Origin of the sequence: Bacteroides sp. 44_46, from assembly GCF_001915465.1 — a bacterium.
Taxonomy (GTDB): domain Bacteria; phylum Bacteroidota; class Bacteroidia; order Bacteroidales; family Bacteroidaceae; genus Bacteroides; species Bacteroides clarus.
Map to the genome: position 1 here is coordinate 265,480 of NZ_MNQO01000013.1, position 20,382 is coordinate 285,861.

The 20,382-nt window shown below is 39.7% G+C and carries 23 protein-coding genes, 1 tRNA gene and 2 pseudogenes; 16 read left to right on the forward strand and 10 right to left on the reverse strand.

The window, feature by feature from the left end; all coding sequences use genetic code 11:
• Positions 1 to 4: 4 nt before the first annotated feature.
• Entirely contained in the window at positions 5 to 712 is a 708-nt protein-coding gene (locus BHV73_RS06270; RefSeq protein WP_087412695.1) for a TIGR02757 family protein, read from the forward strand.
• Between the two features lie 14 nt (positions 713 to 726).
• Here the strand turns inward: BHV73_RS06270 and ung are convergent, their stop codons facing one another.
• Entirely contained in the window at positions 727 to 1,389 is a 663-nt protein-coding gene (gene ung / locus BHV73_RS06275; RefSeq protein ID WP_286737367.1) for a uracil-DNA glycosylase, read from the reverse strand.
• A 130-nt stretch (positions 1,390 to 1,519) separates the two neighbouring features.
• Complete coding sequence (locus tag BHV73_RS06280; protein ID WP_009123281.1) at positions 1,520 to 2,050, reverse strand: DJ-1/PfpI family protein; 531 nt, start codon at positions 2,048 to 2,050, stop codon at positions 1,520 to 1,522.
• Between the two features lie 165 nt (positions 2,051 to 2,215).
• Here BHV73_RS06280 and BHV73_RS06285 point away from each other — a divergent pair, with 165 nt between their 5' ends.
• From BHV73_RS06285 to BHV73_RS06300, 4 genes are all read left to right on the forward strand, one after another.
• Positions 2,216 to 2,578 carry a winged helix-turn-helix transcriptional regulator gene (locus tag BHV73_RS06285; RefSeq protein WP_009123282.1) on the forward strand — a complete coding sequence of 121 codons (363 nt, stop codon included), beginning with the start codon at positions 2,216 to 2,218 and terminating at the stop codon, positions 2,576 to 2,578.
• A 148-nt stretch (positions 2,579 to 2,726) separates the two neighbouring features.
• Positions 2,727 to 3,002: a putative quinol monooxygenase gene (locus BHV73_RS06290; protein WP_087412696.1), complete on the forward strand. Its 276-nt coding sequence runs from the start codon at positions 2,727 to 2,729 to the stop codon at positions 3,000 to 3,002.
• Between the two features lie 82 nt (positions 3,003 to 3,084).
• On the forward strand, positions 3,085 to 4,140 hold the full coding sequence (gene msrB, locus BHV73_RS06295) for a peptide-methionine (R)-S-oxide reductase MsrB (protein ID WP_087412697.1): 1,056 nt from the start codon (positions 3,085 to 3,087) through the stop codon (positions 4,138 to 4,140).
• Between the two features lie 6 nt (positions 4,141 to 4,146).
• Entirely contained in the window at positions 4,147 to 4,620 is a 474-nt protein-coding gene (locus BHV73_RS06300; RefSeq protein WP_087412698.1) for an arsenate reductase/protein-tyrosine-phosphatase family protein, read from the forward strand.
• A 179-nt stretch (positions 4,621 to 4,799) separates the two neighbouring features.
• Here BHV73_RS06300 and BHV73_RS06305 read toward each other — a convergent pair whose 3' ends face one another.
• Both BHV73_RS06305 and BHV73_RS06310 read right to left on the reverse strand, forming a co-directional pair.
• Positions 4,800 to 6,218, reverse strand: a complete 1,419-nt coding sequence (locus tag BHV73_RS06305; protein ID WP_087412699.1) for a DUF7829 domain-containing protein — start codon at positions 6,216 to 6,218, stop codon at positions 4,800 to 4,802.
• 270 nt (positions 6,219 to 6,488) lie between these two features.
• A complete protein-coding gene (locus BHV73_RS06310) occupies positions 6,489 to 6,926 on the reverse strand; it encodes a PepSY-like domain-containing protein (RefSeq protein ID WP_195620817.1) in 438 nt (145 codons plus the stop codon).
• Between the two features lie 289 nt (positions 6,927 to 7,215).
• Between BHV73_RS06310 and BHV73_RS06315 the strand changes: the two genes are divergently transcribed.
• Positions 7,216 to 7,848, forward strand: a complete 633-nt coding sequence (locus BHV73_RS06315; RefSeq protein WP_087412702.1) for a hypothetical protein — start codon at positions 7,216 to 7,218, stop codon at positions 7,846 to 7,848.
• A gap of 12 nt (positions 7,849 to 7,860) precedes the next feature.
• Here BHV73_RS06315 and BHV73_RS06320 read toward each other — a convergent pair whose 3' ends face one another.
• Both BHV73_RS06320 and BHV73_RS06325 read right to left on the reverse strand, forming a co-directional pair.
• Complete coding sequence (locus BHV73_RS06320) at positions 7,861 to 8,328, reverse strand: hypothetical protein (protein ID WP_230324900.1); 468 nt, start codon at positions 8,326 to 8,328, stop codon at positions 7,861 to 7,863.
• Between the two features lie 471 nt (positions 8,329 to 8,799).
• On the reverse strand, positions 8,800 to 9,789 hold the full coding sequence (locus tag BHV73_RS06325; RefSeq protein WP_087412704.1) for a virulence RhuM family protein: 990 nt from the start codon (positions 9,787 to 9,789) through the stop codon (positions 8,800 to 8,802).
• Between the two features lie 178 nt (positions 9,790 to 9,967).
• Between BHV73_RS06325 and BHV73_RS06330 the strand changes: the two genes are divergently transcribed.
• From BHV73_RS06330 to BHV73_RS06360, 7 genes are all read left to right on the forward strand, one after another.
• Positions 9,968 to 10,174 (forward strand): helix-turn-helix transcriptional regulator, encoded by a 207-nt coding sequence (locus tag BHV73_RS06330; protein ID WP_087412705.1) that lies wholly within the window; start codon positions 9,968 to 9,970, stop codon positions 10,172 to 10,174.
• A 23-nt stretch (positions 10,175 to 10,197) separates the two neighbouring features.
• Entirely contained in the window at positions 10,198 to 11,745 is a 1,548-nt protein-coding gene (locus BHV73_RS06335; protein WP_118468082.1) for a DNA methyltransferase, read from the forward strand.
• Complete coding sequence (locus BHV73_RS06340; RefSeq protein WP_229116235.1) at positions 11,723 to 12,865, forward strand: hypothetical protein; 1,143 nt, start codon at positions 11,723 to 11,725, stop codon at positions 12,863 to 12,865. The genes BHV73_RS06335 and BHV73_RS06340 overlap by 23 nt, the downstream gene beginning before the upstream one ends.
• An 11-nt stretch (positions 12,866 to 12,876) precedes the next feature.
• Complete coding sequence (locus BHV73_RS06345) at positions 12,877 to 13,296, forward strand: hypothetical protein (protein WP_229116236.1); 420 nt, start codon at positions 12,877 to 12,879, stop codon at positions 13,294 to 13,296.
• Between the two features lie 98 nt (positions 13,297 to 13,394).
• The gene (locus BHV73_RS06350; protein WP_229116237.1) at positions 13,395 to 14,429 is read left to right on the forward strand and encodes a hypothetical protein; all 1,035 of its coding nucleotides are present in this window, start codon (positions 13,395 to 13,397) and stop codon (positions 14,427 to 14,429) included.
• Between the two features lie 519 nt (positions 14,430 to 14,948).
• On the forward strand, positions 14,949 to 15,083 hold the full coding sequence (locus tag BHV73_RS06355; protein WP_220399761.1) for an AlbA family DNA-binding domain-containing protein: 135 nt from the start codon (positions 14,949 to 14,951) through the stop codon (positions 15,081 to 15,083).
• A gap of 259 nt (positions 15,084 to 15,342) precedes the next feature.
• The gene (locus tag BHV73_RS06360; RefSeq protein ID WP_087412707.1) at positions 15,343 to 16,344 is read left to right on the forward strand and encodes an ATP-binding protein; all 1,002 of its coding nucleotides are present in this window, start codon (positions 15,343 to 15,345) and stop codon (positions 16,342 to 16,344) included.
• A gap of 196 nt (positions 16,345 to 16,540) precedes the next feature.
• Here the strand turns inward: BHV73_RS06360 and mobA are convergent, their stop codons facing one another.
• Positions 16,541 to 16,948, reverse strand: a complete 408-nt coding sequence (gene mobA, locus BHV73_RS06365; RefSeq protein WP_087412708.1) for a conjugal transfer protein MobA — start codon at positions 16,946 to 16,948, stop codon at positions 16,541 to 16,543.
• A gap of 423 nt (positions 16,949 to 17,371) precedes the next feature.
• Between mobA and BHV73_RS14700 the strand changes: the two are divergent.
• The 3 genes and pseudogenes from BHV73_RS14700 to BHV73_RS06380 form a co-directional block, all read left to right on the forward strand.
• A pseudogene (locus BHV73_RS14700) lies at positions 17,372 to 17,596 on the forward strand (hypothetical protein); the annotation flags it as partial.
• A 25-nt stretch (positions 17,597 to 17,621) separates the two neighbouring features.
• Entirely contained in the window at positions 17,622 to 17,933 is a 312-nt protein-coding gene (locus BHV73_RS06375) for a helix-turn-helix domain-containing protein (protein ID WP_087412711.1), read from the forward strand.
• 46 nt (positions 17,934 to 17,979) lie between these two features.
• Complete coding sequence (locus BHV73_RS06380) at positions 17,980 to 18,249, forward strand: helix-turn-helix domain-containing protein (RefSeq protein ID WP_087412712.1); 270 nt, start codon at positions 17,980 to 17,982, stop codon at positions 18,247 to 18,249.
• Between the two features lie 11 nt (positions 18,250 to 18,260).
• Here the strand turns inward: BHV73_RS06380 and BHV73_RS06385 are convergent, their stop codons facing one another.
• From BHV73_RS06385 to BHV73_RS06395, 3 genes and pseudogenes are all read right to left on the reverse strand, one after another.
• On the reverse strand, positions 18,261 to 18,635 hold the full coding sequence (locus BHV73_RS06385) for a virulence RhuM family protein (RefSeq protein ID WP_087412728.1): 375 nt from the start codon (positions 18,633 to 18,635) through the stop codon (positions 18,261 to 18,263).
• Positions 18,636 to 18,637: 2 nt separating this feature from the next.
• Positions 18,638 to 19,870: pseudogene (locus BHV73_RS06390) on the reverse strand (site-specific integrase).
• A 243-nt stretch (positions 19,871 to 20,113) separates the two neighbouring features.
• A tRNA-Phe gene (locus tag BHV73_RS06395) sits at positions 20,114 to 20,186 on the reverse strand.
• Between the last annotated feature and the right edge of the window lie 196 nt (positions 20,187 to 20,382).

A 20,382-nucleotide genomic window follows, 5' to 3' on the forward strand; every position in this document is an offset into this window, starting at 1 on the left:
AGGCATGACCGAGAAAACACGATTGCAACTTTTGGCATGGGCAAGAGAATATCATTGCGCCGCCTTTATACAAGGTGATCCTGTTCAGTTTCCACATCGGTATACGCAGAAACAGGATATTGAGATTAGCGGTTTGCTCACAGCTATAATGAGTTTTGGAAATCGCAAACAGATATTGAAAAAAGCGGATGAACTGCATCAATTAATGGGAGCTTCACCTTATCGGTATGTCTTGTCCTGTCAATGGAAAGAAGATTTCCGACCGACAGATAAGAGCAGTTTTTACCGTATGCTTTCTCATGCGGATTTTTATACTTACTTCGCCCGGTTGCATGCCGCCTATTCTCAGTTTGATAGTTTGGAAAACGCCTTGTTGGGCTATTCGGGTACACCGATGGAGAAGTTGTGCGCATTTTTGGAAGTTTCAGCCAAGAGCCCTCAAAAGAAGCTGAATATGTTTCTGCGCTGGATGATACGAAAAGAATCGGAAGTGGACTTCGGCATTTGGGACAGCTTTGACCGTCGTGACTTGCTGATTCCCTTAGATACCCATGTTTGTAGGGTAGCTTATCTTTTAGGGCTTACCGATGCGGAAACATTCTCTCTTAAAAATGCGCGGAACATAACTGCGGCTTTGGCGGAGGTCTTTCCGGATGACCCTTGTTTGGGAGATTTTGCATTGTTCGGCAGCGGGGTGAACGGAGTGTTGTAAAATCGGGCTTTTTCTTACCAATCTATCTCCTCAATGCCTTTGCTTCGTAAATAATCGTTGGCTTTGCTAAAGTGTTTGCATCCGAAGAAACCGTATTCGGCGGAACGAGGCGAAGGATGGACGGTTGTCAGTATAAGGTGTTTACTGCTGTCTATCAAAGTTGCCTTTTCTTTGGCATACGCTCCCCAAAGCATGAATACGAGATGTTCCCGTTCATCACTTAATTTCTTGATTACCGCGTCTGTGAAAGTTTCCCAGCCCATGTTACGGTGCGAACCGCTTGCGTGGGCGCGTACCGTAAGGACAGAATTCACGGAGAGTACTCCCTGAGCTACCCAACGGTCCAGATTACCGGAAGTAGGAATCGGTTTGCCCAAATCCTGATGTATCTCCTTGAAGATATTGGTGAGTGAACCCGGTATAGCTACTCCTTCCGGTACGGAAAAACATATTCCGTAATATTGTCCGGGGGTAGGGTAAGGATCTTGTCCTAAGATAACCACTTTTACCTTCTCAAAAGGACATGAGTTGAAAACATGAAAGATAAGATGTCCCGGCGGAAGCACATTGGCGCGTCCGTATTCGCTTTTCACAAATGATACCAATCTCTCAAAGTAGGGCTTGTCGAATTCTTCTTGTAAACGCTGCCGCCAGCTCTCTTCTATCTTGACTTTCATAGGATACTGCATCTAAGTACGATGCAACAAATGTACAAATAATCTCTGTGAGTGCGTATGTGTTTTACAGATAAAAAGAAAGCCCCGTATTCGTTAGAATGTCTCATCGTACAGGGCTTTCACGTATTGCTTATGCTTTTAGGGCTGCTACTACCTTTTCTATCATGCTCCGGATATTGTTTTCATCCTGAGCGGTATAGAAGTTCCCGTCTGCTTCGGAAGGATTGTCGGTTGCTTCTCCGTTTTGGATGGCGGGTTTCGCCAATGGATGAACGGCTACTTTCTTACCTTTGGTGATACCCGTAAAATCGAACATCATGGCGGCTGCACAGTGTCCGATCATGATTTTACCTTTTCCACCGAATGTTTTGATGATTTCCAGCATGGTAACGTTATACGGTTTGTCGGCATTCTGTTGAAATACGGGGACGGCGTCACCGCAAGCGAATACAAGCGCATCGTACTCATCTTCATGTCCTTTCAGGTTAGCTACCACATCGTCTGCTGTCAGAGCGATACCGGAGTTGGTCTTGATTTCCTTGCTGTCTGCCACCGCAAACACCTTATAAGCAATGCCATTCTCAAAAAACGCTTCCAAGTACTGGAACAAACCGCACCCGTTTACCGGATTTACTGCCAAAACCGCAACTTTCTTTGTCATAATCTTAATTATTAAGTGAAACAATAGTTATTTTCAGTAAGTTTATTACTTTTGTGCTGCAAAGTTAGGTTTCCTATTGGTTGTAAACAAGAAGGCACTTGAATGTTAGATAGTTACAGCGATGTAACCATTGTTGACGTTCAGACAATTAGTAAAAGTTAAAAAATGGAAAACTTTCATCATATAGGTAGTTGCCCGATACGGGATGTTTTGAGCAAGTTGGGAGATAAGTGGACAATGCTTATCATGGTTACATTAAAGACGAATGGTACGATGCGTTTCTGTGATATTCAGAAAACAATCGGTGATATTTCACAACGTATGCTTACGGTTACGCTGCGTTCGTTGGAAACGGATGGGCTGATAGTCAGGAAAGTGTATGCGGAAGTTCCTCCACGTGTGGAATATTCCCTTACGGAAACGGGATATAGCTTGATGCCGCATATCGAATCACTGGTAGGTTGGGCATTGGAGCACATGGCGGATATTATGGAACGGCGGGGAGTACGGGAAGAAGTAAGGTCATAAGCACGCTACACATTGTTGTAATATAAGAATTCAGATTCATTATGAACCGGAATTCTTTTTTATGAGATTTACATTCATTACACAGAATCGTAACGGACTTCTTATTTATTCTATATAAATTTGCGGCGCATTTAAAATAGATACGAGTATGATTAGACTGAATGTTTTTATTCAAGTAAGTGCGGATAACCGTGCTGCTGTAATGGAAATGGCAAAAGAACTGGTAGCTTGTTCCTTGAAAGATAATGGCTGCATTGCCTATGATATTTTTGAAAGTGCAACCCGTGAAGATGTTCTTATGATTTGCGAAACATGGAAAGACGAGGAATCTTTGGCTGCGCACGAAAAGGCTACACATTTTGTAACCTTAGTTCCTAAAATACAAGATATTGCCTCTATGAAACTGGAGAAATTCAGTTTCTGATGATATCGTTGCAGACATATTGTTTGGAAAAGTCAACCATTGTGTTGACTTTTTTGTTTTTACAGTTTATACGATAAGTGGTATGAAACAAATAATCTTTATTTTTGTAATGCTAATAAGTTGCCTGTCCTGTGCCGGTAAACCGGCAAATCAGGCGGAAAGGAGAAGTGATATGAAGCCAATGAAAGAGATTTATCTGGCAGGGGGATGTTTTTGGGGAACCGAACATTTTCTGAAACAAATAGAAGGGGTAGAAGTTACCCAAGTGGGATATGCAAACGGGAATATAGCCAACCCTACCTATCAACAGGTGTGCACCGGTACTACAAACTTTGCCGAAACAGTAAAGGTACAGTATGACCCCGATAAGGCAGACCTGCCTTTTCTTATCGACCTTTACTTCAAAACAATTGACCCTACCAGTCTGAACCGTCAGGGAAATGACCGTGGAACTCAATATCGTACAGGCATCTATTATACAGATGTCGTGGATCTGCCTGTTATCCGTGAAACCGTTAACCGTCTGGCAGCCAACTATACCCGTCCGTTGGAGGTAGAGATTGAACCGTTGAAGAATTTTTATCCGGCAGAAGAGTATCATCAAGATTATCTGGATAAAAATCCGGGTGGCTATTGTCATATCAATCCTGCGCTGTTCGATCTGGCACGTAAAGCGAAGATGAAGAAATCGGTGGCTGCTTACAGTAGGCCTGATGATGCAACTTTGCATTCGCAACTCACCGCAGAACAGTATGCTGTTACTCAGAAAAACGCCACCGAACCGCCTTTCCGTAATGCCTACTGGGATGAATACCGTCCCGGCATCTATGTGGATATTACTACGGGTGAACCTTTGTTCGTCTCTACCGATAAGTTCGATTCCGGTTGCGGATGGCCCAGTTTTTCCAAGCCGATTGACCGCAAACTGATTCAGGAGAAAGTAGATACCACTCACGGAATGGTACGTACGGAAGTCCGTAGCAAAACAGGTGATGCCCATTTGGGACATGTCTTTACAGATGGTCCTGCCGATAAAGGCGGATTGCGTTATTGTATCAATAGTGCCTCTTTACGTTTTATCCCTAAAGACAAGATGCAGGCAGAAGGATATGGTGAATATTTAGAACAGGTAAAATAACACACAATGGATATATTATTAATAAGTAATGAAGATACGTGCCGTAGCCGTATCGCACAAGAACTCCTGTACGCATTTGGCAGAGGGATGAATATTTCTACGGCAGGAGTTATGGAAGGAAATTGCGTTCCCGATGCTGTATGCAATGTGATGGAGCAAAACGGTTATGGCATATCGTGTAAAAAGCCTTCCGGTGTCGGAGTATATGCACATCGGTCATGGGACTATGTTGTTACCTTGTGTAAAGAAGCTGAGGAAGAACTGAGCTTCCTTACCCTCAATGCCAAACGGCAAGCGCATTTTAACTTTGAAGACCCTTTTAAAAATCGTTTTCAAAGTGAGAGTGAACAAGAGCAACAAATAGCAACCCTCTATGAAACAATGTATCGACAACTGTACGAGTTCTATCGCGATGAATTGAGTGAGCAACTATTGCCTCGTTGTACATGCGGTGCAAATACTTATTGCCGTTGCGAATAACGAAATATTTGTTTTTTTGACTGCTTACGCTATTCAATCTTTGTCCGAATATCATCGTCTCTGGTATGTATAGTTTGGGCTGTAAATGTCCTGCTCCGGAATGTTGTTTTCGGTGGAATATAATGTTCTTAGGGATTCTTCTTTTTCTAGTAAAGGGCAGCGGTATTTATAAGTATGATTTAATTATAAATATCTGGATATAAAATAGTCAATGCCTTATAAAGGTTTGTCTCTTTGACAATAGTCTCCTCTTTATTATCAAGTTTGATTCCCGGTTCTCTCTGGCATAGATACGTTCTCATGCTTTGTCCTTCTTTTGTATGGAAATTATCTAAAGCCATATCAATGTATCCCCAATAATTATTTAGGGGATGATTGGATACACTGCGTATACTGTTTATACGCGATTTCCAATTAGGATGATTGGTGAAAGTAATGCGGTTATTCCTGATGTCTTCAATCAGGCACACTGCTTGGATAATACTATTACTTAATATCTCTTTTAAATCGATGTTTAGTGTATTGTTGAATAGTTTGTCTAAACAATAAAGTTTCATTTTCGTAGTATTTGTCAGACTATTGTCTTTTTGCCAATCTTCCATTTTCTTGTGCCTGTATCCTAACTCCCATAATAGAAGTAGAAACTCCGGATGATATATTCTTCCGACTTCCAGCCCTGTTTGTAACTTATGAAGTGTATTAGGGGCGTGTATGGCATCTCTAATTTCATTAGCTTCATCTTTTATCAGTAGGTTGAGAATGGAAGAAGAGTGTTTGTAATCAGCGAGGTAAAACAATGCCTCAAGAAATTCTTCGTGGGGAAATGTATGCCATAGTGTATTGATTTTCTCTTCAGCAGTAGCACCGGCTATGTGATGATATCCCCAAACCGGACGTTCTTTCTCTATACTTGTGCTTAATGTTTCCAACACATCTGATAGTTCGGTTTTATGAAAAAGGGAGATAGCCGTTTGGCAACGGTCGGGCTGTTCGTCTTCTAAGAAGTGGACAGTCGGTACTTGCAATTGAGGATAGAGCAGCTTTAATATTTTGTATTCTTTGGGTTTCTTCCATTCTACAATTTCATTTTTATCTAATTTGTTGTGTTTTCTTAGGAATGACTCTGCTTTATAAACCTCTTCCCATTTACCGCTTTGTTTGAGTGCTGCCTCACAAAATATCCAATGATTTTTGTAATGGGTTATTGCGTTATTAGCGATACATACCCATACATTGGTTTGAAAACTGAAATACTCGGGTTTGTTGGAAAGTAATGCTTCAATCGTATAAATTGTTCCTGAAAGGTCTGCTCCGGAAGTAATTAGAGATGTTATTAGTTCAGCATGCCCTTCCTGATACAATTTGAATGCTAATCTGGAGAAAGTAGCATAATATTTATAAGTGTCGGCGGGGAACTGCTCTTTCATGATTTTTCTATCTTCATAAGTAATTTGATAACCACATTCGAGCAATTTGACTAAGTCTTGAATACCGTAAGGGTAGTTGTTTATGAATTCTTGGATTATGCTGTGTCCGTTTTTCTTTTCATAAGGTAGTTCCAACTGGAATATATTTTTATTATTAGTTGAATTATCCATCGTTTATATAATTTGAATTTGCTATTTAATGAGTGTAAAAGTATAAAAATCAAAGTGTTTATTTTCTTATTGTGGCATTTATTTTTCATGATGTACGAAATGTTTGGAGAGCTACTATTAAATAATGTGTTATTTGCTCTCAAAAGAGTTGATAATCTGCCGGCCGATATGCATTTGGCTTTTAAACGAAAACAGTTGTTCGGAGTTTACTCGAACAACTGTTTTTGTACTTTTGAATTTTAATCTCTCATGCTTTGGGAGTAGGCATTGTCAATCGTCGATATCGATTACTCTCATTTGAGAGTCGAATGTAATTTCCCAACGATTGGACAATTTTATTTCATATTCATTGTGATCGAATTCTATTTCGAGAATTCTTGCATCCGGATAGTTGGTCTTTACATAATTACGGATTGCTTCCGGTACAACTTGTGCGGGAACTTCACTTTGCCTGCATCGTACTTCTTTCCACTCTCCCGCTTTATCGAATTCTACTTTTTCTCCATTTGTAAAGACTACATCATAGCTTTTGTAGAATACTCCCGATTCCATTTTGGCTAATGCCACTTTATGGTTTTTGAAATGAGTCTTGATAAATGTCTGTGCTTTTACCGGTAACTGATTTACCTGTATCGGTTTATCGTTATCTGCCATTACCATTGTGTGCACTGCAAACATACAAACTAACATCATAATAAACTTTTTCATACTTCTTTATTTTTAATGATTAATACTTTATTTGTTTTCGTATTGCAAAGATGGGAAAGGAATCTGGAAAGAATTGGGAAAAACAGAAAAAAGTCTGATTTTTTATTTTGGTGTTTGTTTTGTGCTTTTCTAGTCAAGAATGTTTATTCTTTATTTGTAAATATTTGTTTGAAATAAATATTGCTTTATTTTTGCAGGTGGTTTATTGTGAGCCGCATCTGTACCGAGGTAATGAAGCTCCCTGAAACACCTTCATAGATAATGAATAATGATATAGAAGCAGTTTGTTATGGCAATGAAAATATTAAATAGATTTATAGATGACTGTGTGAATGTTTTTCAATATCGGTTTATGGACACTTTTCAATACTTTAAAGAAAGGAACAAGAATAAATATTTGGGAGATAGGTTTGAAGAGTGGGTTGTGAAAAATTCTAATATCAGTAAAGATGGGTGCTCTGACTTGAATGCAGGAAAAATATTCTGGCGGTTTCTGGATTGGCGAGGCGATAAGTATGTTGAGGGATACCGGCCTCTGTCTTCTTCATCTCCGGATTTGTTATTGGAATGTGCTGTAGATAGGAGCAGGATTTATAAGGTCGGAGAGATAATAGCCGTAGAATGTAAATGGAGAAGTAAAGTAGGATTTTATCTTGAGAGGAAGGATATTGAGAAGTATGAGGTGTATATGAATATTAACCAACTGAACCGTCCGATAAAAAGTCTGTTTTACGTTTTTGGCTTTGGGTGGGTAAATGGTGCTCCGGAGCAAGTTTATGTGGCTCCTGCACAGGAATTATACGATTATAACAAGGACACTGGTCAAGTAACGTTTCCTGCCAAAGAAAGTGAAAGCGAGAAGCTGGAACGGTTGAAGCGTTTTAAAAAGAAGGATAATAGATGTTTGATGTATATAGAGTAATCTTTATTTAATTTATTTCCTGCTATTCTCTTCCATGACACTCAATGCAAATTTTATGATGAAGAGAAGTACTACTCCTATTACGGCATACATCGACAATATGAATAAGGAAAACATTACCGGGAAATAGATTACACATACCAATAGAAGACGTTTACGGCTCTGCCGTAGCACGGTAACGAACTGGATGAATTGAATAACAATCATAATAATGGCATATACCAGTGAAAGTGCCGTCATAAAGTGCCAGAAGCCGAAGTCGAAACATAACGCTCCCCATATGTTATTCTTGGGAAACATATCCAGCGGGCTGCTGAATGGGATTTTGATAATCATCACTACCAATGGAACAAGAATAGCGTATAAGGAATAGCCTAAATCCATTGGCAATGCATTACGTCCTATCCAGGACAACACATTCTTGAACAATATAAACTCTTGATATACAACAAACATGCTTCCCAGAATTATCAGCGCCATATTTCCCAGATTATTTTCTACTAATTGAAGCGATGATAACATCCCTGCCCGTGAGTGAATCATCCAGGCGAAAATACACACAGTCATGGAGAGAAGGGTAGCAAATGATATTCTGTTGAATGCTTTCCATGAAAGATATTCACCATTCGAAAAAAGTGCTGTAAAATTCAGTACCGTTGCCAAAATTGTCAGGGCAGAAAGTGTTGCCGGAAAGATATACTGTGAGTCAATCATAGTTAAAAGGATTTGGTAAGGCCATTAACAAAAAATCCTTGAATTTCAATGAAATTCAAGGATTACATCATTTCTTAAAAGTGGTGCCACCAGGAATCGTGCTAAATTCACAAGTGGCTGTATATCATCACTTTTAAGAAACGTCACAAGAGTAATCTCCTCCTATTGCTCCACCGTTGGACTTCTGCGTTTCGCACATCGTTGCAGCGGATGATTTCTTGGCACAAAGGTAGTGAATTACTTTGAATTATTGTCTTTCAACTTCTTTATTTCTTTATCAAAATCACTTTCTAACAACTCCATTTCACGTTTGCGATAGATTTCAAACTCTTTTTCCGCTTTTTCAACTGCCTGTTTATGCGAGATGTTTCCTTTGCCAATCAAGACTTTCCGTTTATGGGCAATAATTTGGTTATCCAGTGCTTCTATCCAATCTTTCATTGTCATAGGATTCATTTCCAATGCTTGGAACTCCGCAAAATCCAAGAAACCTGAAACAAGCAGATTCAGACGTTGAAGCTCAATCTCAGACAAATAGTTCTTGGCAATCTTCACATCATCTTTGGTTACATAGTTGCCCTTGAAGTTGGTCATCCCGACAAAAGGCTTTTCATTATCCACACGATTGTATATGATTTCAGCAGCCGTATTCTCGTGAACAGCATAATGCAGCTTGTTTTGCACGGTGGCGAAAAACATCTTTGTCATACTGTCGCGTGGGTCATAGTCTGTTGCAGTGGCATATATATCGGTGATTTGCTGATAAAAGTTGCGTTCGCTACTACGAATGTCCCTGATGCGCTGCAAAAGTTCTCGGAAATAACGGTTCCCTCCTTGCTTTAATCGTTCGTCATCCATAGCGAATCCCTTTTGGATATATTCGTGAAGCCGTTGGGTAGCCCAGCGGCGGAAACGGGTAGCCACCTGCGACTGAACACGATAGCCCAAGGCGATAATCATATCAAGATTATAGTGGTCGATGTTACGTTTTACCTGACGATTACCTTCCTGACGAACTAACAAGAATTTCTTGTTAGTTGCCTCTATGGTCAGTTCACCATCTTTATATATGTTGTCCACGTGTTGGCTGATGTTCTGTTGGGTAGTACAATATATATCCGCCAACTGATTTTGTGTCAGCCACAAGTCCTCATCGGCGAAACGCACGGACACACGTGTTATCTCGTTATCGTCCTGATAGAGTATTATTTTGTTTTCTTCGTTCATAATTTGATGCGGAAGTGATTGATTTCTTGGTACAAAAGTACTGATTTAGTACGAGAATTCATCACGTTTCCGGCTTTTTAATCCACTTTTCTGAGAAACAATGCGATAGATTCAAAATAGAAGTATTATATTTGCATTATAAATCAAAGTATTGTAATTAACAGGCAAATTAAGATGTATGGAATCTCAAAAAATCAATAGGCTGAAAGTTGTGTTAGTCGAGAATGGTAAAACCGGAAAATGGCTCGCTGAGCAGGTCGGGAAGAACGAAGCAACCGTTTCACGATGGTGTTCCAACAAGATGCAACCCTCTCTCGATATGCTTGTGAAAATTGCAGAACTTCTGAATGTTGACCCTCGAGATTTGCTCATTCCACAAAAATAACAATCATAATTAAAATTCAACTAATGAGTAGCGAAAAAAATGCACCACGATATTTTATGCACAAATACTGGGGTAAAAAGCCTGCTTTCGGTATTAGCCCTTTAATTGACAAATACACAAATCCAGGAGATATGATTATTGATCCTTTTTCAGGTTATGGTGTATTCTGTTGCGAGGCGTATCTTAAAAATCGTAATGTAATAGCTAATGATTTAAACCCTATTGCAAATTTTATTGCTCATAATTTGTTTTCTAAAGATGTCAATATATCTCTCGTAAAAAAAACATGGGAAAATATTAAAAAAGAGCTATCATTGTATGTGGAACAATGGTATAAAATAACTATTGATGGTATCCACTATTACCCTATATCAGTTTTAAGAAATAAAAAAGGATTGCCGATACAATTCACTTTTAAGGACGGTAAAAAGACCTCAATAAAAGATATTCCTGAAGAACTTGCCAAAGAATACTGTGTGTATGAAAATAATTATATTATAGAAGATTGGTATCCCGTAGTTCCTATTATTGAGAATTCAAGAATATCTGCCCATCCCAATATGGCAGTTGAAGATCTTTTCACCAAAAGAACTCTCGCTTGTCATGCCAAATTATTTTCATTGATAGAAAAATATGCGACAGGCTCGGTTAAGAACTTGTTTCTAATTGCTTTTACAGCAAATTTGGCAAATTGTTCAAAACTTGTTCCTCCAATAAAAAGTAGAGGAACTCTTTCTCAAGGCGCATGGATGACAGGGTTTTACATAGGCGAGACTTATATAGAAAATAATGTATTGCATTACTATGAAAACCGCATTAACAAAGCTATCAAAGGAAAGGAAGACTATTTAAAATTTTTTTCTGGTGATTTGCTAACTGAACCCATACAATCAACTTATCAAATTACAAATTTTGATGCAAAAAAACTACAGTTTCCTGATAAATCTGTGGACTATGTATTCACTGATCCACCTTATGGAGATAGTGTACCATACTTTGAGCAAAGTATTATTTGGAATTCATGGCTTGGTTTTACTCCTGATTATCAGCAGGAAATAGTAATTTCAGATAGCAAGCAACGTCAAAAAAATATTGATACTTTCGAAAACGATATCAATTCAGCTTTTTCAGAGATTAGAAGAATATTAAAGGACAATAAGTATTTTTCGCTAACATTTCATTCTTTATCGGGGTTGGAATGGAAAACTGTAAGTAATGCGTGTGTATTTAACAACTTTAATGTTGTAGATTATGAGTGGTTGGAACAAAAAACATACCCACCAAGACAATTAAATCGAGTTAAGTCGATAAAAGGAGATGTTCTTGTGACTTTCCGCAAGAATCCAGAGCCTGCCCATCTGTATATTTGCGATGATCAACACTTCACTAATATTGTTGTTGATTTCATAACGGAAACGATTCAAAATGGCATTACAGATACTAATGGTATTATGATGGCCATAATGGAATGGATATTACGAAACATGATTATGATTGGTAATGTTGACGTGTTTATGATATTAAACAAAAAATTTCAAATTAGAGACAATGGGCAATGGAGCCTTAAATAAAACTAAAAACATACTTCTATTATATTTTGATATGACAAACTTTGAGAAGTGGGACAAAGAGTTTCGCGCACAAAATTTATATGCATTCAATAACAACGAGAACGCATTGTTGTACTTGAAGGTTAGGGCCGTATGCCGAGGAAAGCAGATAAAGCAATTTATCGAAAGAAACAATATCGAACTAAAATCGACAAAACTCAACGATCAGTTCGCTGAGTTATTTTCTGTGATGGAGAAAACATCTAATAGTATGAATATGCTTGATGCTTATTTACGTGACAGGAACAACGAGTGGTATCACACGATGGGGGTTGACGAAGAAAAATTAAAGAGCGGCTTACGTCAAATTAATAACTATGAGTGGGGCGGTGATCAAGAGAACTCACTTGACCAATATCTCGTTAGAAGATTCATCAAGGTTATAAGTGACTTTGATGAACTTAAAAGTAAGGCAGATGCTATCGCAACAAACGCTTGGAAATTTGTTCAAACAAGTTGGTACAATAACTGGACTTCTTATCTTATTGAATCGATATTCAAAAAACATAGGCGTGTTTTGTCAGCGGTTGGTGAGATTAAAAGCGTTGATTTCTTTATTGACAATAATCCTGTAGACTTGAAAGTCACTTACTTCCCCGGAGCGTACATGCAAGGTAAATTAAAGGATATTTTAGGTAATTCCGAACTTACATGGCTTAAGCGTAAAGCTAAATTGTTCAATATTTTACCTGATAAAAACCTTTCTGATTCAGAACAATATAATTTTCTTAAAGAAGAACTTGAAAACAATGGACATCCTGAAGTGATTGCACAACTTGCAGCGACAAGAAAGCAAATTGTTGATTATGTTCGTGCAAATCCAGAAAGTTTAATGAAATGGCTTTACGAGAATCAAAGTCCACGCTTGTTTGGTGCAGAGAATCGCTTATTTGTTATTCTCATAGACTCAACAGATATGGAACAATCGTGGAAAATGAAGCGAGCATTCTCTTTGATTGAACCCAAAGTAAATGACTATCTTAATAAATTCAATGCACATTCATTGAAAAAAATTGATTTTACATTCAACAAAAAGTCTTATGAGAGTCTTGCTGACATAATTTTCGTCGTTAAAGAATAACAAAAAAATAAATGAGCAAAATTAATATTGAGGGAATCGTTAAGGATATTAATGTTAGAACTACCTATCTGACTCCTTTGGTTGAAGCTGTATGTAATTCAATTGATGCAATTGATTATGTGTTAGGCGGAAATATTGACATTGTTATAAAACGTGAGAATTTTCTCCCTGGAACTGGTACTCGTGCAACAGCCAATATTATTGGTATAGATATAATAGACAATGGCGTTGGATTCACAGAAGAAGACCGTGAATCCTTTGACACATATAAAAGTGGATTGAAAGCCACACAAGGCGGCAAAGGATTTGGCAGGTTTATGTATCTCAAATATTTTAACGATGTCACAATAGAAAGTGCATATCACATTAAGGATGGTATGATGGAAAGAACGTTTCGCTTTGGCAAAAAGTTATCGTTGAAGAAGAAGTAAGACCGTCGTTATTAACAAAATCTGGTACCACCTTACATCTTGCTGGGGTTAAGCCTAATAAAATCACAGATAAGGGGATTGATGTAATTGCTCGGAAGTTGGTTGAAAAACTTCTTGTTTTCTTTGTCGATTCAAATAAACCTGCCCCAAAGATTACTATTATAGAGGAGGATAAATCAGATATGGTCGTTCTTAATGATTATATTGGGCCGGAAAGTGATATCATTTCCATTGGAGAGAAACCTGTTGAGGTCGTTTCCCATAAAACAGGAGAAGTTTTTAATTTTAGTGTACAGGTCTATAAAATATATTATTCTCCAATTACGAGTCGAATAAGTCTTACTGCAAATAAACGAGAAGTAACAGATACACCTATTCATCAGTACATTCCAGAGTTTAAAGAAACTTTGTTTGAGGTGACTTCTGGGAAACAGAAAAACTACACCGTAAAGGCCTATGTGCTTGGAAAATTTCTTGATGATAGTGTTCCAGTAGAGCGAGATGGATTTAAAATAAATCCAGAAAGACTAGGCAAAGAAGAAGGTGAAATCATTGCAGATGTTTCAGAAACTGAAATAGAAAAAGCTGCTGCCAAAGTTGTAAAAGAATACTTTGCAGGAGAAGTAGATAAACGCTCAGAAGAAAAACGAGCCAAGATAATTAACTATATTAACGAATCTGCTCCATGGCATCGCTCACTCATTAATGATGTAGATATAGATTCAATGCCGATGGGAATTTCAAATTTTGAACTTGAAATGCGCTTTCAGAAAGCAAAATATGAAAGAGAAAGAGAAATAAAAATTTCTATACATGAACTACAAGAAATTGCAGAAAATGAGGATAATGACATTGATTTTCAAAATCAGATACATGAACTGACAGCAAAAATTTCTATTGCATCAAAGAATGATTTGGCTCATTACGTATGTACCCGTAAAAAGGTAATAGAATTATTTGATTCCTTTCGTAAGAGAAAAGATGACGGAACTGCCTCATATGAGTCAACTATGCATAATTTGATTTATCCAATGGGATACAATTCCGAAGAACTTGATTATGAAGACCACAATCTTTGGCTTTTGGATGAACGTCTTGCTTTTTCTAAGTTTACAGCTTCTGACTATAGTTGAATTCAAACGGCCTAAACGAAAAACTTATACAGATTCGGAAAATCCCATAACACAGGCTCTTAAATATGCAAAACAGATTCAAGAAGGTAAGTATGAACTCCCTTGTGGCATTGAACCAATCAAAGCAAATAAAGAGTCTACACCTATTTTTATTTACATTGTTTGTGATATTGTTCCCAAAATAGACGATTTCGCAGATTGGTCCAATTTAACAAAATCTCCCGATGGAGAAAGATATTTTGGATTTATCAAAAACAGTAATGCATATATTGAGGTAATGAGTTATAAGAGTCTTATTACTCATGCCAAGATGCGAAATGCTATTTTCTTTGAAAAACTTGGGATAAACAATTGTTAGGCCCAAGTAATGCATTTATATATCTAAAATGAACCATTGTATTTCAGACTCTTTTTAATGAATTCAATTGAAGCATGTTTGATACAAATAGGAAAATGGGATAAGTTGAAAACAAATTGGCTAAATTATATGCCTATAAAACTTCTTTTTTTTAGAGTGCTATGACAATTGACGATATAAAGAAACTGGTGTCAGCCGATGAGTCGAGAACTCTGGAACTGAAGAAGACTACCGGAGAGTTGAAAGACGGTATGCACTCTGCATGTGCATTCTTGAATACAGAGGGCGTTAGCTGATTTTCGGTGTAGCACCAAAGTCTTTGAAGATAATTGGACAAGAAGTGACAGACAAGACACAACAGGAGATTGCTCAGGCTTTGGCAGGACTGGAACCTGCGCTAGATGTGCGAGTGGCGTATGTTGATGTGCCGGAGCGTCCGGGCTACCAAGTTATAACTATGCACTTTGACGGATGGGTATGGGGTGAGCGTCCGCATACGTTTCATGGCTGTCCGTATTACAAAGTCGAAAGCACAACGAAGGTCATGCCACAGATATGTACGATGAACATATCCGCGCCCACCAGCCACAGATGTATGTGTGGGAACGACTGGCGGCTGATGGTGTGACGTTAGCAAACCTTGATGAGAGTTTGATTCGTAATTGCATCCGTCGAGGTATTGACGGTGGACGTATTCCTGAAACTGCATTGTATGAGCCGACAGGGGATATTCTTTCAAAATGGAAGCTGCTTAAGAATGGTGTACCGACAAATGGAGCGGTATTGCTCTTTTCCAACAACATTGACGAGTACCCGCAGTTCACTCTAAGGATGGCGCGGTTTGTGGGTATGAACAAAAATATGTTCCGTGATAATCAACGAGCCGAAGGAAATTTCTTCAAACTTCTGGATGCCGGAGTTGCGTTCTGCTTCAAACATCTTTCTCTCAGCGGCAGGATTACAAACCATAGCCTTGAACGAGAGGAACATCTTGAAGTACCTTATTATGCGTTAAGGGAGGCTCTTATCAATGCTCTTTGCCACCGTCATTGGGAAAGGTATAATTTGACCATCAGTCTTGCCATCTATGATGACCGCATCGAGATAGCAAGTCCTGGCACGTTTCCACCACAGATTACTGCTGAAAATATCAAGGAACCTCACGAATCATATCCTCATAACTTGAAAGTGGCGGAAACTCTTTATCGGATGACTTATTTGGAAAACTGGGGCAGCGGAGCAAGGTGCATCATGGATGCCTATAAAGCACAAAATGTCGAAGAGCCAACATGGCATGACAATGGAAGCTTCATCACCGTCACTTTCAAACGACCTGATTTCATACCCGGCACAGCAAAGATAGATAAGGAGGACAAGAAAGCAACGAAAGAGGACAAGTACCCCCTAAGCACCCCACAAGTAGAATTACTCATTCAAAAAATGAGCGATTCTTATATGTCTCTAAGGGATATGGCGGATGTATGCGATATTAAGGACTTAAAGTATTTCCGTGAAAGCTATATCACCCCTGCATTGGAAGAGGGACTAATTGAATGACTTTATCCTAACCAACCGAAGCATCCAAAACAGTAATACAAGTTGACAGAAGCGGCTAAAGAATGGCTGACGGGGAAGGTCTAATAAAATCTTTGCCATATAACCGCATCGGAATGACTGCCATATTCCGATGCGGTTTTTAATTGTTCCGATACTTGCTTGGCGGTATCACAAGTTAGTAACTGTCATATTGTTGCTATTTCGCCTCCATATCCTTTGATAATTCTACAATCTCACGGCTCAGTTTAACAAGGTCAATGGTGCACTTCTCCAGCTTGTAGAGCAACGCCATCGCCTTCTTCTCCGAGAAGTAGATGCGCAGCTCCTTGACGACCTGATTGTAGTTCGTGCCTATGCAGCGGAACTGAGCGTGGAAGTCCGACAGCTTGGTGTAATAGTCCAGCATCGTCTTGTCCACTTTCAGCACCTTGAACTTCTGACCGAAGAAGTGAGCCTTTAGGAAAACCGAGCGTGCATAGACACCCGATTCCTCGAACATGGAGAGGAAATCATTCCACTCCGAATCGTCAAAATGCACCATGATGCAATGCGTTTTCGGATTCAATTTGGGATTTCTCCCTGACTTACCTTTTTCTTTTGGCATAATACTTTGGATTTAGCGGTTTGACGGCATAAGCCGCCGCTTCAAGGCACATACACCGTAGGTCTGAAAGGCTTCCCGACTTCGGAGGGTAAGCCCGCCCCCTGTAGGGGCAAGGCGTTTTCCGTGGTTACTCAAATCATTTTGAGTAAATACAAAACATACCTTGCTATGTTCAGGTGAACATAAAAATCCGTTAGGGGACGGATGGGGAAGATACTTCTCTGGACTCCGGCTGCGCCACCATCGGCGAACCCTGCTGTCCGGGGCAAAGTTACGCCATTAAAGCGGTATCGGACAGATGATTGACCCAGTCAATGACTACCAATCGACACAACGTGCTGCCACTTACTTGGGAAGTGATACAAGTTCCAAAATATCGTTGTTTATTTGCATCGTGATTCAAGAAACCAACGATTTGAAGATATGAGAAAAGGAACATTCAAATACGCGGAAAACCGCTTCTGCGGATACTTGCCGAAGCGGATACCCGAACCGTCGGAAACCCGGTTATCCGATAATTCGGTGACGTATGGATTCAATGAATTCATGACGCAATGTCGTCAATCATTGCTTCTTTGTAACATCATTTCAGTGCTGAACCTGACAGGCGGCAATCTGTCTGTATGTGTCATCACGGAAACGAAAAATCATCAACCATTAAAAAAGAAAGACAATGGAAATCTTATCAATCGAGAGAAAGACCTTTGAGGAACTGGTCGCCAAGTTCGACCGCTTCATCAGCCGGATGGATGCCATCTGCCATAGGTACGGCAAAAAGAAGATGAGCGAGTGGATGGACAATCAGGACGTGTGTCGGATGCTCAACATCAGCCCACGCACATTGCAGACGCTTCGGGACAACGGCACGTTGGCTTATTCACAGATAAACCACAAGACCTATTACCGACCCGAAGACGTGCAAAGCATCGTTCCCATCGTAGAGAACAGGCGAAAGGAAGCGAAGTTCAAAGGCAGGACTATCTGATAACTAAATATAGTAGCAACAACAATTCCACTAAATTCAAAGTAATATGAATGAACTGATTAACAAAGAAAACGAGTGGATAATCCACTTTATGGGCAGTCTCGACCGCCTGCTAGACAACGTAGAGCATTTGACCGCCAACTATCGCCCGACACTGAACGGGGAGCGTTTCTTCACCGACAAGGAGGTGTCGGTTCGGTTGAAGGTGAGCCGCCGGACACTTCAGGACTACCGCAACGAGGGACGCATAGCCTACATCCAGTTGGACGGCAAAATCTTCTACCTTTGCATCCGTGCATCGGGAACAGGCGGCTGACGGGATGAGCCTCAACTATACCATAAGTTGCTCCCTTTTCCACAAGATAAGAACAACGTGACCGGGCTTCCTTTCTTGGTGGCGCAGATTTTATTTATTACGAACCGTCTGAACAGGATACTTTCTTTACTGCATATTCTGAATGCAATGGCGATAATCATTTCAAGATTATACACATCATAGCTGATACCGTCAGGTTGCTTGATATACTTCATCGTATCAGTTTCCGTCAGTTCCTTGTTTTTATAGATTACTCGTATCGCCTTGCGGATGTCGCACGAGAATACCCCGAACAGGTCGGCAATCTTAAACTTGGTCATCCATACAGGAGTAGCAGGAATGGATACTATCCCCATTTCACTGATTGTTATAATATTTCTGTTCAGAATCAAAGACTTTTTAATAAGGTACTTTTCACATTCATCATATCTTTGAGGATGGAAGAATCCAGTACACGGGCATAGTGCTGGGTCATTTTTATATTGGAATGACCGAGCATTTTCGCCACATTCTCAATGCTTACGCCATTGGCGAGGCACACAGAGGTCGCATACGAATGTTTGGCGATGTGCGTGGTCAAGCACTTTGAGATGCCACATAAATCGGCAATCTCTTTCAGGTAACTGTTCATCTTCTGATTACAGGGGACAGGGAGCAATACATTTTTCTTTTGGCAAGTCGGGTGGCTTTTGTATCTCTCCAGAATCTGCATCGGAATATCAAGCAATGGGATGTTACACATGTTCTTCGTCTTTTGGCGAGGCTTCCGAATCCAATAGTTGCCGTTGTTATCTTGAACGATGTGCTCAGCTGATAGTTGTTGCACATCTATGAACGCCAACCCAGTGAACGACGCAAAGATGAAAACATCTCGCACAACCGTAATCCTGTCAAGGGAAAACTCCTTGTTGTAGATACGGTGCAGTTCATCCAAGGTCAGAAATTCACGGATTACTTCCTTCTCGTGAAACTTGATTCCAATAAACGGGTCTTTGGTAATCCATTCGTTGGCAAGTGCGAGGTTGGTTATCTTCTTCAGGCACTTCATATAGCGGATGACTGTATTTTGCTGGCACTCCTTTTCCGTTTTGAGATAAAATTCAAAGGCTCGTATCAGTTCGCCATTGACTTCCGACAATGGCAAATCCTCCTTATCGTATTTCAGTCTGATAAGTTCCGCCAGATAGCGTTTGCAGCTTTCATAACGGCGGACGGTAATTAGCGCATAGTCCTTGCCTACAAGTTCACGGCATTGGTCATTATACTCCTGTATGGTTTTGATGAGTGTGCGGACTTACTTTACTTCTTCGTTAGCTCCGAAGAACTTTTCTTGCAAGATTCGGGCTACGACAGGGTGGTTCCGTTCCTCCAGTTCATCGAACAGCTTGCGCAACTTGATTTTGGCTTGCTCGATGTAAAGATTGAGTTCATAAGTTTTGCGGCTCTTGCCTTTGGCACACTCCTTCGCCTGATTCCACAGGGCGGGCTCAATGCTCATGCGGATATTGTTTTCCACTCGCGCACCGTTCATGGTAATGCGCATACACACGGAGGCTTCCCCGTTTTTCAGCAGTTTGGCTTTCTTGATGAAGAAAAGCACATTCATTGAGTTTCGTTTCAATTCCTACAGTTTTTTCGTTGGACAAAAGTAGGAAACCATGCACGCTTTCTTGATACGCAAAATATTGCAAATCAAAGAGAAATAATCTTGTTCGGTGGAGATTCACGCTCCACCTTTCTTGCCCTACCGGTTGGAACACCGAAAACGGTAATATTCTGCCGATTTTTGCGTTCCCTCGGAAAACAAAAAATCCCGATTTCGTTTGGAAATCAGGATTTTACTGCTTTTTGCTTTTCTTCAAAGTGGTGCCACCAGGAATCGAACCGGGGACACAAGGATTTTCAGTCCTTTGCTCTACCAACTGAGCTATGGCACCATTTCTATCTCTTTTGCGGTTGCAAAGGTAGTGAAAGTTTTGGACTATGCAAGAGGTTAAGAGATAAAAAACGCTGATAATTGGCTACGTGGCTAAGTATCAGCGTTTTTTATTTTAGAAAAAATACTGAAAAACTTTGTAAGAACATTGTTTGTCCGTTTTTTACTCGGCTTTTCAGCTCTACCCTTTGCTTTTC

Excerpts from the sequence above, each read along its gene's own strand:
- msrB (WP_087412697.1), top strand. The coding sequence starts at position 3,085 with ATGAAACAAATAATCTTTATTTTTGTAATGCTAATAAGTTGCCTGTCC.
- BHV73_RS06330 (WP_087412705.1), top strand. The coding sequence starts at position 9,968 with ATGGAATCTCAAAAAATCAATAGGCTGAAAGTTGTGTTAGTCGAGAAT.
- BHV73_RS06315 (WP_087412702.1), top strand. The coding sequence starts at position 7,216 with ATGGCAATGAAAATATTAAATAGATTTATAGATGACTGTGTGAATGTT.
- BHV73_RS06285 (WP_009123282.1), top strand. The coding sequence starts at position 2,216 with ATGGAAAACTTTCATCATATAGGTAGTTGCCCGATACGGGATGTTTTG.
- BHV73_RS06280 (WP_009123281.1), bottom strand. The coding sequence starts at position 2,050 with ATGACAAAGAAAGTTGCGGTTTTGGCAGTAAATCCGGTAAACGGGTGC.
- BHV73_RS06300 (WP_087412698.1), top strand. The coding sequence starts at position 4,147 with ATGGATATATTATTAATAAGTAATGAAGATACGTGCCGTAGCCGTATC.
- BHV73_RS06325 (WP_087412704.1), bottom strand. The coding sequence starts at position 9,789 with ATGAACGAAGAAAACAAAATAATACTCTATCAGGACGATAACGAGATA.
- BHV73_RS06360 (WP_087412707.1), top strand. The coding sequence starts at position 15,343 with ATGTACGATGAACATATCCGCGCCCACCAGCCACAGATGTATGTGTGG.
- ung (WP_286737367.1), bottom strand. The coding sequence starts at position 1,389 with ATGAAAGTCAAGATAGAAGAGAGCTGGCGGCAGCGTTTACAAGAAGAA.
- BHV73_RS06305 (WP_087412699.1), bottom strand. The coding sequence starts at position 6,218 with ATGGATAATTCAACTAATAATAAAAATATATTCCAGTTGGAACTACCT.
- mobA (WP_087412708.1), bottom strand. The coding sequence starts at position 16,948 with ATGCCAAAAGAAAAAGGTAAGTCAGGGAGAAATCCCAAATTGAATCCG.
- BHV73_RS06345 (WP_229116236.1), top strand. The coding sequence starts at position 12,877 with ATGAGCAAAATTAATATTGAGGGAATCGTTAAGGATATTAATGTTAGA.
- BHV73_RS06320 (WP_230324900.1), bottom strand. The coding sequence starts at position 8,328 with ATGGCGCTGATAATTCTGGGAAGCATGTTTGTTGTATATCAAGAGTTT.
- BHV73_RS06375 (WP_087412711.1), top strand. The coding sequence starts at position 17,622 with ATGGAAATCTTATCAATCGAGAGAAAGACCTTTGAGGAACTGGTCGCC.
- BHV73_RS06290 (WP_087412696.1), top strand. The coding sequence starts at position 2,727 with ATGATTAGACTGAATGTTTTTATTCAAGTAAGTGCGGATAACCGTGCT.
- BHV73_RS06335 (WP_118468082.1), top strand. The coding sequence starts at position 10,198 with ATGAGTAGCGAAAAAAATGCACCACGATATTTTATGCACAAATACTGG.
- BHV73_RS06270 (WP_087412695.1), top strand. The coding sequence starts at position 5 with ATGACCGAGAAAACACGATTGCAACTTTTGGCATGGGCAAGAGAATAT.
- BHV73_RS06340 (WP_229116235.1), top strand. The coding sequence starts at position 11,723 with ATGGGCAATGGAGCCTTAAATAAAACTAAAAACATACTTCTATTATAT.
- BHV73_RS06355 (WP_220399761.1), top strand. The coding sequence starts at position 14,949 with ATGACAATTGACGATATAAAGAAACTGGTGTCAGCCGATGAGTCGAGA.
- BHV73_RS06310 (WP_195620817.1), bottom strand. The coding sequence starts at position 6,926 with ATGAAAAAGTTTATTATGATGTTAGTTTGTATGTTTGCAGTGCACACA.
- BHV73_RS06380 (WP_087412712.1), top strand. The coding sequence starts at position 17,980 with ATGAATGAACTGATTAACAAAGAAAACGAGTGGATAATCCACTTTATG.